This is a genomic window from Treponema sp. R80B11-R83G3, assembly GCF_054786115.1.
Map to the genome: position 1 here is coordinate 120939 of NZ_BDHF01000609.1, position 14516 is coordinate 135454.

Sequence of the window (14516 nt, forward strand, 5' to 3'; positions counted from 1 at the left end):
AGCCTTTCCGGCGACTAAATAGCGGTGGTAAGAAAACTTTATCGTGGGTTCGTCGCCGGACGTTTATTCTCTGAATTTTCTTTGTTTTATTTCAAAGTCTCTCCGGCAGGGAACCCACAGAAGATGTTTTTGCCACCCGCAGCCCTGCCCTGACTGTACTCAAGGATTTATTGGGCATACATCTTCTAGCGCTAATAAGCATTTTACCATTGTGCCATAATATAAGTTATCGGTGCGTTTGCTTGTTATTTGACTAGCGCCCACACCACGCCGCCGCTAATTACCGCCGTTACCGGAATCGCTATCAGTGTAAAAGGATTCCAATGTTTGTAAATCGTTGTCTATTGAAGAAAATTTTTACCACGAACCACACGAACATCACGAACTTTTTGCACATATCTTGTCGTTGTTCGTATTGGTTTCGTGTGGTTCGTGGTAGAATTCAAACTTATTGGACAGCCCCAGGTTAGATGAATACTGCCGCACAACGTAGCACCAGTAAATGCCGCCGTTTACAATAATAGAAAGGCTGACTTTAGGAGTGCGCAGAGCACAAAGAGACAAAGATCACAAAGAATAAGGTACGCTTGTAAAAAGCGTTAGCTGCTCATTGCGCATCCTTTTTACATAAACCAAATTACCCCATATCTAGTGCCGCCGACTTGTCAGCGACACTATGAAATTTGGGTGTCAGGCACTGTTGCGTTTACCTATTTAACCTTCCACAAACGACCGTCAAAACTATATGTGCCTGCTTTTTTGCCCTGGCTTTTGTAGAAGTCAAGAAGTGTACTGCTAAAATTCTCAAAATTGTCTGCAACGTTTGCCGGCAGGGTAATTGCTATGCCACTTTCCATATTCATCGGGAATATATTATACTCATAAGTGTACCATGGATTATCATTTGCAGGTCTCCATTCACTTACTATTTGGAATGCATCAGAAAAACCGGACTGTGCCAGCGAAGGTGGTATAACCAGTGTTTTAATAGGGTTATTTGAAAAGCATAATGTCCCAAGGTTTGTAACGCCGTTGGGAATGGTCAGGGTTGTTATGTTGTTTTCTGCAAACGCAGCAGTACCTATGGTTTTTAATGACGTGGGGAGGTTTTTCAGTTCTTTCAGATTGTTATACATGAACGCGCCATCTCCAATTTTGGCAACGCGGTTTCCAAAAGTTATTGAAGTTAACTGGTTTTTGGCAAAAGCCCCGTTGCCAATGGCAGTTACAGAATTTGGAATAGTTACCGTATCCAGAGCGCAGCCATAAAACGCCCAGTCGGGAATCATGGTAATCGTGTTCGGCAATACTACAGATCTAAGAGTTGAATTAGGTGAAAAGGCTCTTTCCCCTATTTTGGTTACAGAGTTGGGTATAACAACAGACAGTATTTCTTTACCGATTGTAACGTAGGTATCATAATAATTGCTCCATACACTACCATGTGAAAACGCGCTGTCTCCAATTTCCGTTACCTTGATGCCGCTGATAGTGTCAGGGATAACAACCTGTTTTCTGGTTCCATTATAGCCGGTAATGGTTATGCCGCCTTGGGCGTTCTGCCGAATATCGAAATCATCGCCTGAATTGGGCTTGGGGTTGGGGTCGAGTATCATCACACTATAAATGCTGTTAGGTTTTCTGTTTCTATCAACTCCTATTTCACTTATGGTTATTTTCTGTGTTGCCTGCCGCACTGTTCCGCTTGAATCACGTACCGCTACGGTATATTCCTTGTCTTTGGCGTTTTCCACCATTATTAAAACGTCTTCCCCTTCTCCTACCGTATATTGGGTTGCTTCGCCATTGAGCAATACAGTACCCGCAAACATTGAGGTAAGTTGAATGTAACCGGCGGCAGCGGCGATAGCTTGTTCTTCTGCCTTTTTCGCTGCTTGCATTGCTTCTTCTGCTTTTTTCTGTTCTTCTACCGTTTCGTTTACCCATTCACGTCTATTATTAAAGGAATAAGTACCCGCCCTTTTCCCATATTTTTCATAAGCTCGATAAAAGTCTCTATTATCAAATGTAGAAAGGCTTATTTGGACGTTTGAACCGATTGTTATTTGTGTAATTCGATTAGGAAAAAAAGCCCCTTCCCCAATAGAAGTAATGCTGTCGGGAATGGTTATGCTGGTAAGGTTATTTGAAGAAAAAGCCCCTTCCCCAATAGAAGTAACGCTGTCGGGAATGGTTATGCTGGTAAGGTTATTTGAAAAAAAAGCTATTTCACCAATAGAAGTAACGCTGTCGGGAATGGTTACTCCGGTAAGTCCTTTCCTAGAAAATGCATTTACTGCTATTTCGACAACAGGCAATTTATTAATTTGCGGAGGAATATTGACGTTTTTGTTTTTACCCTTATATTCGACAATCCGAATCGCCTTACCCCCGTTTATTTTTTCTACCTTGAAATTTTTTTCAGTCTCATACTGTTGGGCGTTTGTAGTTCCTATCACTGCCAGAATAAGCACAACGGCGATAATCCACATTTTCTTGTTCATTTTAAAACTCCTTATGCGTTTAATGTCCGCCGACATTTATTAACAACAGTCCATACGGACGGTTTGCCATGAGAATAAATATTATTTTTTGATGAAAAAACGGTTTTAAGCGGTTTGTATAGTTGACACGATTATTTAAAAGATGTGTATAATTGCCTGTTGCCTGTTGCCTGTTGCCTGTTGCCTGTTGCCTGTTGCCTGTTGCCTGTTGCCTGTTGCCTGTTGCCTGTTGCCTGTTGCCTGTTGCCTGTTGCCTGGCTCAGTGCTTAAAATTGCCGAAGGCAATTTTAAGCTTGGAGTTTGGGCTGTTTGTATGTTCTTATTAGCCATGCGATTATTTTATAGTAATATTTTTAGGTGTGCAAGGGGAATTTTGTAGGGAATGCCCTTTTTTTAAGGCGCGAATTGCTATCACGGCGATATAATTCTTTTTAGCGGTACAAGATGTATGCCCAACAAAATCCTTGAGTACAGTCAGGGCAGGCTGCGCATGGCAAAAACATCTTCTGTGGGTTCCCCGACGTAGGAGACTTGGGAATAAAACAAAGAAAATTCAGAGAATAAACGTCCGCCGCCTAATAAAAAAAAGATTTCGAAGTATAACGCTAATATTTGTTTATTAGGCGGCGGAAGGCTCCGTAGTCGGGTTCTCCCAGAGTTTTTGCCATGCGCAGCCTGCCCTGACTGTACTAAATAAATTCTTTGGGCATACATCGTGTCATTGTTCGTGTAGTTCGTGGTAGATCTCTTCTTTGCAGTCCTAGTTGCCGTTCTCAAATTCAATCGGAAAAACATACCGGTCTTTAGTAAGAACCGTATCAGGAAAAATAGCCTGCGCTTCGGCAAGGAGCTGTTTTAATTCGTAATCCGTGTATCGGGGGCTGTAGTGAATCAGCGCTAATTTTTTTACGCCCTGCGAAGAAGCGGCTAATTTTGCCGCCTCAACCGCAGTCATGTGCTTTTTTTCATGCGCGTCTTCAGCCAAATCATGGGTAAACATCCCCTCACAGACAAAAAGATCGGAGCCGATAACATGGGTGGAAATTTCAGGAAGGGCAATGGAATCCGTAACAAAGGAAAATTTTCGCCCCTGCCGCGCTGAGCCTACAACCTGTTCAGGACGCACTTCCCTGCCGTCTGGAGTTTGAATAACCTCGCCCTTTTGAAGTTTTCCCCATAGCTTTCCCATCGGAATATTCAGATCCTGCGCTTTCTGAGGAAAAAATTCTCCCGGGCGCATATCCTCTTCCATAGCGTAACCGTAACAGGGCTTGGTATGCGACAGGGGGAAACACCTTACATGAAAGCCGTCCCCCTTGTACACAATCCCGGGAGACGTAATTTCTTTTACGATTATTTCATAATTAATGTACATATCAAGTACGCGCCGGTTTGTTTCGATATACTCGGCGATACGCGGCGGACCTATTATGTAAAGAGGATCATCCCTGTCAACCTGAGATGAAAGCATTAATAGGCCGGGAATACCGGTAACGTGATCGGCGTGCGTATGGCTGATAAAAATAGCGGAGATTTTTTTCCAGCGAAGGTTAAGACGGCGCAAAGAAACCTGGGTTCCCTCTCCGCAGTCAAAAAGGAAAAGCTCCCCTTCACGCCTTAATAAAACGGATGTTAAATGCCTGTTGGGAAGGGGCATCATACCGCCGCAGCCAAGAATAAACGCTTCAAGATTCATAATGGGTTAATCGTCTTTTAAACTGATTTTGTATTCTTTAACATCATCACCGTTTATAATGGCGCAATTACGCCCGCCCTGCTTCGCCGTATAAAGCGCCTTATCCGCCAGATCGTACAGGATTTTTGTGTCATTGTAAGCGCCGCACTGCGAAACATATACGCCAATGCTCATAGATACAAAATCGTAAACTTTTGATTTTTCATGCGGAATCTTTTTTGCTTTTATGGAATTGATCCAATGAGTAATGACGTTATCAACATGGGAAATATCTTTTTCAAACCACAACGCGGCAAATTCCTCGCCGCCGACTCTTGCCGTATAAACGCCTAAATCGTCTTTTATGCCGTTTAATACCGATCCTATAATACGCAGGCAATCATCGCCTTTTAAATGTCCGTAGTGGTCGTTGTATAATTTAAAGAAATCTATATCAGCTATAGCGACGCATAACCAGTCGTCGGAAGAGCGGTAATTTGAAAGATACCTTTGAAAAGTATTTGTAAAATCACGTTTATTTCTAAGCTGTGTCAACTCGTCCGTAATACTTTGATCTTCATATTTATTGCGTTCTTCCTCAAGCTCAGCCGCGCTTAATTCCAACCCCATCCGTAATTTTGTAATGTGCCAGCTGAAAAACAAACACAGAGAACCGGCAATGAGTATATGCACAATATCATAAATCCAGATATTATAATCTTTTACAATCATTGTGGAAGCAATAAAAATTACCGCCGCGCTTAACGTAAGAATAAGATTAAATTGAGGCGGATTAACATATAATAAAAGAGAAACCGCAAAAAAGATAAAAATTAAAGAAGCGGGTTTGTCCGGAGTTGCAAAAATATTTTGATATATGCCGAAAAACATTAAATTCGTATAAGAAATTGATATTAAAGAGTATATAGTGATATTTTCTACATTGACTAGCTGCATAACATAATTCGCGTACCAGTAAACCAGCATGGCTATAAAGGCTATTATAAGACAAACGCCCGCTCCAATGAAATTCAGATTTTCTGCCAATAGAGGTACAATTGCGTATAAAACAACAAAAATCGTTACAAGCAAATTTCCCTGCTTTAAACTTTGCAGGTTATTAATGAATGAATTATTCATACATTGCTGGTACTGCTCGCGCCCAAATGAGTAAAATCGCCAGTTGTATAAAAACTTTCGCATATGCTTCCTCTGTCATATATTATACCAAATTTTTAATTAAATGGAAATAACAAAATAAAGGTTTTTTTAATGAAAATTATTAAAAAATACCTCAATACCGCATTTTGATACGTTCCGCAAGCCCCGTTAAATTTTGGAATTCTAAAAAAGAGCCGTCATCCAACTGTACTTTTCCCGAGAAAAAGCCGAAAACCTGACGGCGCGTAAAATTATGCAATAACATACTGCGTCGGTCGATTCTTTCCTGATGTGGCTGGAATGTCATTTCCAGCCTGTTATCGTTGCTTGTAAAACGCCAGGGAGAAAGCCAGTTTGAAAGAGGGATATGAAAAGTTACTTGATCAAGTTTGTGCAGTTTACCGTCTACAAAAAAGCCGTTTTCAGTCCCATGAGAAAAATCCGCCCAACTGTAGCCAATGCAGAAACTTAGCTGTTTGCCGTCGCTTATTCCGCAAGCCGCCGCCCAATAACGAATATCTGCATTTGGACGGGCGCACCTGTTCCAGTCTAGAATACCCCATGCGTTTCCCCGGGTAAAAACAATTTCCGTACCGCCAAATTGAATCACTCCCTCGACAAAAAAACACGGTGAAACGCACGCGTATCTAAACGCATATTTTTCATTTCGCCACTGTTGGTTTGTCACAAGCGACTGAGACTCGTCAAATTCGCTTAAAACCAACTCGCCCCGCAAACTTCGATGCCGCCCGAATTTCGGAATATCGGTTTTAATAATTTTTGCGCCGCCATCCATACATATAAAATCGAGGTGTATTTTTTTTAATCGCCAGCGAATATTTCCCGCTTTACTGCTGACAGGCATATTATACGAGCCAAGGGGCAGCCATGTCTTAAAAGTCTGAGTAGAACGTTTCCTATCCCTGAGCGAGATAATGGAAATACTCATATATCCAAGCCAGCCGTCGTCCCTTATTTCAAAGACAACCATGTGGGTCGGAGTATGTACCATATATCGATCCGATTCCGATAATCTGTGCCTTGCCGCATAAACCAGCGCCGGATCGTAATAAAGGTAATCCTGTCTTGCCCAACCGGAATTAATAGGATGCCCCATGTCATCAAATAGCGGCAGAAATCCGCAAATTTCATTTTGAGTCATAATCAACCTGTTTACATATAAGTATCGGCATGGTATTAAGATAACATGGATTATAAAGGAATAAAAGCGTTAATAATGGGACTTGGCCTGCACGGCGGAGGCCTCCAATCCGCGCTTTTTCTGCTCAGGCGCGGCGCGGAAGTTACTGTTACCGACCTTAGAGACGAGAAAATTCTTATGCCCTCAATAAATGAGTTGGACGCGGCTTGTAAAAAAAATGATTGTCCAGCCGTCCGCTATGTTTTAGGGAAGCATGAAATTGAAGATTTTAAAAATGCCGATATTGTAATAAAAAATCCCGGCGTAAAACCGGACTCGCCCTTTTTATTGGCTTCCAAAAAAATAGAAACAGACCTTTCCCTGTTCCTGACGGAATCAAAGGCGAGGCTTTTCGCGGTAACAGGAACTAAAGGAAAAAGCGGAACATCCTCCGCCCTCCACTGGATTCTTTCAAATGACAGAAAAGCCGGCAAAGCGTTTCTTGGCGGAAACATAACGGTCTCCCCATTAACCTTTTTAGACGGGCTGACTGAAAATGACGATGTTGTTCTGGAGCTTTCAAGCTTCCAGTTGGGAGACATAAAAAATTATGTAAACGCCGATGGCCAGCCGCTGTTAAAACCAAAAGCGGCCATTTTAACATCCATTATGCACGATCATCTTGACCGTTATGCGTCAATGGAAGCTTACATCGACGACAAGCGGAACATTTACCGAGGCCAGGACTCAAACTGCGTAACAATCGCCGGGGATGACGATTGGGGAAAAAGTTTCCTCGCCGAAACAAAAGCGCGCCCTCTTATCTGGTCTTTAAAGCGCGACATACATTCAGCGTTAAGCAAGGGGCAAAGCGGCGGCTGCATTGATTCAAACGGGCGCGGCATTGCGCGTCTTCTCAACTGGGAAGGAGTACCCGATGAAATTACGGAATTGGTTCCGAGGCAAGTACTTACGCCCGGCAGTCATCAAAAAATAAATATGCTCTCTGCCGCCCTTGCAGTTTTTTCTCTTGGTGGAAAAGCGGACGCTATCCGCGGCGCCCTGGCAACCTTCCCCGGCATCGAGCACCGCCTTGAATTTTTCCATGAAGCAGAAGGAGTACGCTACTACAACGACAGCGCCGCCACCATTCCCGAAGCCGCCGCCGCCTGCGTCGAAGCGCTAACCGATCCTTCCGTAACACAGGGAGGCCTAATCCTTGTCACTGGCGGCACTGACAAAAACCTTGATTTTTCCCCCCTCGCAGTCGCCGCCAAAAAAGCAAAAGCAATTATCCTGCTTGAAGGCACAGGCAACGCAAAACTCATCCCCTTATTACGCGAAAACGGCATTTCTTACAATGGCCCCTTTGACGACTTGGACAAAGCCGTCCGTTGCGCGATAGCCAATGTCGCTGAAAAGGACATTGTAGCTCTTTCTCCCGGCTGCGCTAGCTTTGGTATGTTTTTAAATGAATTTGATAGAGGCAGGAAGTGGAAGGAAGCGGTACTGCGGATAACGGGTTAACTTATGGATTTGGATATGCTTCAAAGAAGAGCGGCTATCATCAAACAGGTACGCTCTTTTTTTGACAATAAGAATTACCTTGAATTGGACACTCCGCTTCTCTGCGGCGATTTAATCCCCGAATCGTGCCTTGAGGTTTTTCAAACTGAGCGTCTTTTCCCGCGAGGGAGCAAAAGAGAAAGCCTCCCTCTCTGGCTGATTCCCTCCCCTGAGATTTGGATGAAAAAAATAATAGCGAAGCACAATGTAAACGTGTATCAAATATGCAAATGTTTCCGTAATGGCGAATCCTGCGGTTATTTGCACAACAGCGAATTTACAATGCTTGAGTACTACACAATAAACGCCGATTATATGGATTCTCTCGCGCTAACGGAGGAGTTGTTTTCGTACTTAGCCAAAGATTCCGTCATTACTGTCGGCAACTTTGAGCGAATTACAGTAGCGGACGCGTTTGCAAAATGGGCCGGTTTTGATCTTTTCGCCGCAGCGGAAGAAGGACAAACCGCCATGGACTTGCAGGCTCGTAAACTGGGGCTTGCCCCAATGCCCGGCCTGACAGTGCATCAGCTTTACGATTTAATCTTTATCCACGCCGTAGAACCGCAATTAAAGTCTCAAAAACCTATCGCCCTCCTTGATTACCCGGCTTTTGTCCCCTGCCTAGCCAAAAAATCACCTAACGGGCGCACAACAGAACGCTGGGAATTGTACTGCAACGGCATAGAACTTGCAAACTGCTATTCGGAAGAAACCAATCCGAGCACCGTAAAAGATTTCTTTATAAGCGAAGAAGCCGAAAAAAACAGAACCGCCATTGTTCGCCACAACGTAGATCATGATTACTGGAAAATCTTCAAAACCTTCCCCAATTGTTCAGGCGTAGCAATTGGGCTGGACAGGCTAATAATGGCACTAACCTGCAAAACAACAATAGACGGGGTAATAGATTTTATTGTATCTTAAAGGGAGTGGGGAGTAGGGAATGGGGAGTGGGGTTATTGTCCGTTATCTTATCGTAAAATTCCACGCATAGTCTTCGGACAAAAACCCCTTTCCCCCCTTTGTGATCTTTGTACCTTTGTGTTCTTTGTGTGAGGTCCTCGGAAGTTAGTCCGCTTTTTTCTTTACATCGGAAAGACCGGAACAATCAAAATTAACGGTATAAACGGGAGTTTTGGGAATATCAAACTTCACGTCAGCCTCTCCTTTGAAACGGTATTTAATCTGCCTCATGGCGATAACATCGTCTAACAGCTTTCTGTTTGTGTTGATAAAATTCATTGAAAAAAGAAACTTGGTTTCGCATGAGCTTTTGGCAGGAATATTTAAAATATCGTTGGCAACGCCGTCAGCCCAATGAAAATTGTTGCCGTATAAATCATATTTTATTGACGACAGAACGGAGGCAAAGTTATTGGGGTTGTCAATCTTTATAACAGCCTCAAATTCCGTAACGACAAGATCGGCTTGAATTATGTAAATTGAAATAACTTCAAATTCCGGCTCAATTACATTGACTGGCAATTCCGCAATTTGTGGCTGCGATTTGCATGTCATAAACAGTAAAGCAAATAAAATAAAATAAATTTTACGCATACTTATAATATCGACAAATTTTTTGAACTTTGAGAAACTCTAATTTGATTTTTAGAATACTCCCGTCTTATATGTAAGATAATTCACTGTAATAAACCGTGTTGTTTTCCGCGCTGATGGCGCTAACCATATTATTATCGGCGGAACAGGCATGGGTTTTGTCGAGCAGGCCGCTTTCAAACAGACCTGCAACCAACGCTCCGCCGCAGGCGTTAAGGCGGCCCTCTAAAATAGCGGACGCGAGAGCGGGTGAATCTTTTTCAAAGAAAAGGCGCAAAACTTCTTCCGCCAAGACTTTAGCCGTTTTTTGATCGGTATTACAGGAAAGATTGCAGGAAACTACTATCAAGGTTTCGTCCAAAACAGGCGTAATTACGGCTTTTAAAGCCTGAGCAAGGTCGTAAATATACTGAGCTTTCGGCTGCCCCATCAAAATAGGGACAATTGACGCGTTGGGGAAACAGTATTTTACAAAAGGCAGGAGGATTTCTATGGAATGTTCTCCCAAGTGTGGTATATCATTGATTTCAAAGAAATTACCGTGAAATTCAAGTTCTTCGGACATTTCCCTGTCAACGGGAATATTTCCAATAGGGGTATGAAAAGAGTGAGAATTTGACAAAAACAGCCCTTTTTCCCTTTTATCATGGATTGGTCCCAAAATGACCACCCGTTTGATATTGCCGCTTCTGCCAATTGCCGAAGAAAAAGCTCTGGCAACCAGCGTCCCGGAGTAGCTCCACGCCCCATGAGGTGCAATAATTGCCTGAGCATGGCCGCCCTGCTCTTCTTCAAGGCCAAAAGACCTTAGATAATTGAGAATTTCCTTCCTGTCTTCGGGATAAAACATTCCGGCTCCAACCGGGCTGCGAATGCGCCTTTTTTGGGCGAGCAAAGCTTCCATATATTAACTCTAGTGTTTGCCGGAGCCGTATGCAAGGAAAAAACATAAAAAAAGTAAGATTATGGATAAATTTCTTTGGAAAAATATTTATAAACAAAATTAAAAAAATATGGACAAAATAGTTTATTGAAAACACTGTATTTTTAGATATTTATTGTCATACATTTCAATTGACTTTTCACATTTTTAGGGTTAAAATATTATTATGAATCTCAAAACAGTAATTAACACGGATACAATAGAGCTTCATTTAAAAGGCTCTACCAAGAAAGAAATAATCAACGAATTGCTTGATATTCTTGTCAGGACTGGAAAAGTTAAGGATAAAGGGGCGGCGTTAGCGGCGGTAATGGACAGAGAAGAAAAAATGTCCACCGGTATGAAGCACGGGATCGCTATTCCACACGGGAAATGCGCCTCTTCTGAGGATTTGGTCGCGTGCATCGGCATTTCAGAAAAACCTGTGGACTTTGATTCTTTGGACAAACAGCCTTGCAGGATTTTTATAATGACCCTATCACCTGTTGAAAAAACAGGGCCGCATTTGCAGTTCCTTGCGGAAGTCAGTCTGTTATTTAAAAGCGCCGAAAAACGCGAGGAAATTTTAAAAGCCAAAACACCCGAAGAAGTGCTTGAAATACTTGCCGATTAATTCCCGGCAAGGGAAAGACAATGTACGTCAAAGACAATTTAATCCTTGATAACGACGGCAGAGTTTTAATTCTGCGCGGAGTGAATCTTGGCGGAGACTCAAAAATACCTTTCTGCGAAATTGGCGGCGAAATAAAACCCGGCTTTTTAAACACTCAAAATAATGTTTCCTTTGTAGGAAGGCCTTTTCCACTTGAAGACGCGGAGAGCCATTTTAAGCGGCTGAAAAAAGCGGGAATGACTTTTCTAAGACTGATTGTCACATGGGAAGCTATTGAGCATGAGGGGCCTGGAATCTACGATGAAGCGTATTTGGCGTACCTGCGAAAAATTCTTTTAATAGCCGACAAAGAGGGGATTTCAGTTTTTATCGATCCTCATCAGGACGTGTGGAGCAGATGGACGGGGGGAGACGGCGCTCCCGCGTGGACTTTGGAAAAATTGGGAATGAATCCCGATAATTGCGATGTCTGCGGAGCTGCAATTACGCGCCAGCGTTACGCTCTATATCATAAGAGTAAAAAATATCCCGACGGGGATCCCTTTCCCAAAATGATATGGCCGGGCAATTACAACCGTTACGCGGCGGCGACAATGTTCAGTTTATTTTTCGCTGGAAAAACTTATGCGCAGGATTTGCAGATAGAAGGTGAAAACGTACAAGACTGGCTTCAAAACCGGTACATTGCAGCTTTTAAGCATGCGCAGCGCCGATTAAAAAATTGCGCCGCAATAACAGGTTGGGGTTCGATGAATGAGCCGCATTTTGGCTTTATCGGCCATCAAAATCTTGAAAACCCCGAAAGCATGGTTATCCCAGCCGGACCGCGCCCAAGCCCGTGGCAGACTATCCGCGCCGCCTGTGGCTATCCTGTGGAAGTTCCCATTTACAAAATTGAATCTTTGTTTAAAAAAGTTTCCGGTTACGAAACTTTCAACCCGCAGGGAATTTCACTTTTTAAAGACGGCTTTCACTGCCCTTGGAAACAAGCTGGCGTGTGGCGTGAAGAAGACGGCGCACCTCGGCTTTTACGCGCCGATCACTTTAGCAGTTATCAGGGACGCCCCGTTAACTTTGCCGATGATTTCTTAAAACCGTTTATTGTCAAATACATCAACGCCATGAAAGAAGCTGACGATAAATCTCTTTTCTTTATTGAGGGATTGCCTAATTGCATGAAGGCCGAATCTCATCCGTCATGGGAAAAAGATGATCCCATTAACACAGTCAACGCGTTTCATTGGTACGACGGTTTCGCTCTTTTTACAAAAAGTTTTCGTTCATGGTTTACATTCAATCAGGACACTTTTAAAATAATTTTGGGAAGAAAAAATGTAGCGGACTATTTCGCGAAATGTCTCGCTCAGGGAATCGGCTGGACAAAGAAAAAAATGGGGAACATTCCCGCTTTTCTGGGAGAGTTCGGGCTTGCCTTTGACTTGAACAACCGCAGAGGTTTTAAAAAGGGCGATTATTCGGTACACGAGCAGGCTCTGTCCATGTACTATGACGCGGTTGACGCGAATCTTCTTCATTCGACAATTTGGGATTATTCGGCGTGCAACACAAATAAATATGGCGACAGTTGGAACGACGAAGACCTTTCAATATTTTCAGAAAACAGCGAACGCGCCGCCTCCGGCTGGAAACGCCCCTATCCAATGGCAACAGCTGGAAAGCCGCTTTTCTTCAGTTGGAACAAAAAACGCAAAAAAACAGTTTTCTATTTTACCGCAGAAAGCGCCATTAAAGCGCCAACCGTAATTTTCCTGCCCGAATACTTATTCGCGAAAAAGCCCAAAATAGAAATCGCCACCCCAACAGGAGAAGCCTTTAAATGGGAACAAAACCATGAAGAACAAAAATTACTTATCTACAACGGCGATTATAATGGAGAAGTACTGGTAAAGATTTTTTCGTGATAATTTAATTCTTTACAATAGTATCACTTTATAGTACTATTAAAGTATGAATTCCAAACACAAAAAGACTATAGAATTGATTTTTAAGAATCCCATACAGGCTGGTATTCTATGGTCTGATATTATAGGACTTTTTGTCGCTTTGGGATGTAAAATATCCGAAGGGGAAGGATCGAGGGTGAGGGTTAAGCTTAATGGGACACGGGCTGTTTTTCATCGTCCTCATCCGCAAAAAACCACAGATAAAGGCGCTGTAAATTCGGTTCGAAAATTTCTTGAAAACGCGGGGGTAAATTATGATGAATTATAAAGGTTATTTAGGTACTGTAGAGTATGACGATCAGGCAAAAATTTTTCATGGGGACATTATCAACACAAGAGACGTTATTACTTTTCAGGGTACAACGGTGAAAGAGATAGAGCGCGCTTTTAGGGACTCTATTGACGATTATATAGCATGGTGCAAGGAGGACGGCGTTGAACCTGAAAAACCTTATTCCGGCAGATTCAACATCCGGTTGTCTCCTGATCTTCACCGTCAAATAGCCGTTATTGCCAAAAAAAAACGGGTATCGCTTAACAGTTTTGTAGAAAAAGCCATCACCGATGAAATTGTGCTTCTAAGTAATGGAAACCACTAACCCCCTCTTCCGCCTTTGTGATCTTTTTATCATTCCTTTGTGTGAAGCTTTTGGCGAATCACTCCTCAGTAAGACGTTTTTCTTCTTCTTTAAGAAGCCTTGAAAAGAAGCGAGTTTCCAGTTTGCGGCGATTTTCTAGAATGCGGCTTGTGTAATTAAGAGTGACCTCTGGCGCGCCTGTTGACCTTACCCTTCCAGTGCCGACATTGTACATGGCAAGAGCGGAAATTTCATTGACGCTTGAATTCATGCAGTACCGTAAATGACCGACTCCGTAACGCGCGTTGGTATTAATATCATAAAAAGACATAATATCAAGATGGGGAAAAGATTTGTTGTTTAATTGAAATAAACCGCGATCTACGCTCCCGTTGCGGTTTTTCTTGTTTATCGCGTTTGGGTTAAATCTGCTCTCTTCCCAGCATAATGCGAAGGCTAACGCGGGCGGAATGTCAAATTCATCGCAACTGTTCAGAATAGCCCGCGCAATTTCCGCGTTTGAACATATAGCGGTAAAAAAATCCATTACCCATTCTTTGTACTCGGGATTTCGGTAATATTCCAAAATGGAATCGGGAATATTTTCCGATTTGCCAAAAAGCGCGGAAAAATCTTCTTCCTCTTCATCCTCTTCATCTTCAATAATGGGAGTAACAGGCGCGGGTTTTTTAAAATATCCGGAATAATCCGCGATTATCGCGCATAAAACCAAGGAACAGAGTACTCCCGTAAATACGGGTATTAATAATTTTACTTTTATTTTTGAAAAACTTGTTTCCAAAAAAGTTAC

14 protein-coding genes are annotated in these 14516 nt (G+C 42.7%); 6 read left to right on the forward strand and 8 right to left on the reverse strand.

Annotation, left to right across the window (positions count from 1 at the left end):
• Nucleotides 1-710: 710 nt before the first annotated feature.
• The 5 genes from ACYVRH_RS16595 to ACYVRH_RS16615 all read right to left on the reverse strand — a co-directional run bounded on the left by ACYVRH_RS16595 (nt 711) and on the right by ACYVRH_RS16615 (nt 6502).
• Complete coding sequence (locus tag ACYVRH_RS16595; RefSeq protein ID WP_461257954.1) at nt 711-2504, reverse strand: leucine-rich repeat domain-containing protein; 1794 nt, start codon at nt 2502-2504, stop codon at nt 711-713.
• 135 nt (nt 2505-2639) lie between these two features.
• Complete coding sequence (locus ACYVRH_RS16600) at nt 2640-2834, reverse strand: hypothetical protein (RefSeq protein WP_461257955.1); 195 nt, start codon at nt 2832-2834, stop codon at nt 2640-2642.
• A gap of 430 nt (nt 2835-3264) precedes the next feature.
• A complete protein-coding gene (locus tag ACYVRH_RS16605) occupies nt 3265-4200 on the reverse strand; it encodes a ribonuclease Z (RefSeq protein WP_461257956.1) in 936 nt (311 codons plus the stop codon).
• 6 nt (nt 4201-4206) lie between these two features.
• Entirely contained in the window at nt 4207-5382 is a 1176-nt protein-coding gene (locus ACYVRH_RS16610) for a GGDEF domain-containing protein (RefSeq protein WP_461257957.1), read from the reverse strand.
• Between the two features lie 91 nt (nt 5383-5473).
• A complete protein-coding gene (locus tag ACYVRH_RS16615; RefSeq protein WP_461257958.1) occupies nt 5474-6502 on the reverse strand; it encodes a DUF2804 domain-containing protein in 1029 nt (342 codons plus the stop codon).
• A gap of 45 nt (nt 6503-6547) precedes the next feature.
• Here ACYVRH_RS16615 and murD point away from each other — a divergent pair, with 45 nt between their 5' ends.
• Nucleotides 6548-8008 (forward strand): UDP-N-acetylmuramoyl-L-alanine--D-glutamate ligase, encoded by a 1461-nt coding sequence (murD, locus tag ACYVRH_RS16620; RefSeq protein ID WP_461257959.1) that lies wholly within the window; start codon nt 6548-6550, stop codon nt 8006-8008.
• A 15-nt stretch (nt 8009-8023) separates the two neighbouring features.
• A complete protein-coding gene (locus ACYVRH_RS16625) occupies nt 8024-8974 on the forward strand; it encodes an amino acid--tRNA ligase-related protein (protein ID WP_461257960.1) in 951 nt (316 codons plus the stop codon).
• Between the two features lie 144 nt (nt 8975-9118).
• Here ACYVRH_RS16625 and ACYVRH_RS16630 read toward each other — a convergent pair whose 3' ends face one another.
• Together ACYVRH_RS16630 and amrB are read right to left on the reverse strand one after the other, a co-directional pair.
• Complete coding sequence (locus ACYVRH_RS16630) at nt 9119-9568, reverse strand: LEA/WHy family protein (protein WP_461257961.1); 450 nt, start codon at nt 9566-9568, stop codon at nt 9119-9121.
• A gap of 106 nt (nt 9569-9674) precedes the next feature.
• The gene (amrB, locus tag ACYVRH_RS16635; RefSeq protein ID WP_461257962.1) at nt 9675-10511 is read right to left on the reverse strand and encodes an AmmeMemoRadiSam system protein B; all 837 of its coding nucleotides are present in this window, start codon (nt 10509-10511) and stop codon (nt 9675-9677) included.
• Between the two features lie 205 nt (nt 10512-10716).
• On the opposite strand from amrB, the gene ACYVRH_RS16640 reads away from it, so the two are divergent.
• Genes ACYVRH_RS16640 through ACYVRH_RS16655 form a run of 4 tightly spaced genes read left to right on the forward strand, consistent with a single transcriptional unit; the run spans nt 10717 to nt 13726 of the window.
• Entirely contained in the window at nt 10717-11163 is a 447-nt protein-coding gene (locus tag ACYVRH_RS16640) for a PTS sugar transporter subunit IIA (RefSeq protein WP_461257963.1), read from the forward strand.
• Between the two features lie 20 nt (nt 11164-11183).
• Entirely contained in the window at nt 11184-13085 is a 1902-nt protein-coding gene (locus ACYVRH_RS16645) for a cellulase family glycosylhydrolase (protein WP_461257964.1), read from the forward strand.
• Nucleotides 13086-13131: 46 nt separating this feature from the next.
• Nucleotides 13132-13395 (forward strand): type II toxin-antitoxin system HicA family toxin, encoded by a 264-nt coding sequence (locus tag ACYVRH_RS16650; protein ID WP_461257965.1) that lies wholly within the window; start codon nt 13132-13134, stop codon nt 13393-13395.
• Nucleotides 13382-13726: a type II toxin-antitoxin system HicB family antitoxin gene (locus tag ACYVRH_RS16655; RefSeq protein WP_461257966.1), complete on the forward strand. Its 345-nt coding sequence runs from the start codon at nt 13382-13384 to the stop codon at nt 13724-13726. The genes ACYVRH_RS16650 and ACYVRH_RS16655 overlap by 14 nt, the downstream gene beginning before the upstream one ends.
• Before the next feature lie 58 nt (nt 13727-13784).
• On the opposite strand, the gene ACYVRH_RS16660 is transcribed toward ACYVRH_RS16655, so the two are convergent.
• Nucleotides 13785-14507 (reverse strand): transglycosylase SLT domain-containing protein, encoded by a 723-nt coding sequence (locus ACYVRH_RS16660; RefSeq protein ID WP_461257967.1) that lies wholly within the window; start codon nt 14505-14507, stop codon nt 13785-13787.
• Between the last annotated feature and the right edge of the window lie 9 nt (nt 14508-14516).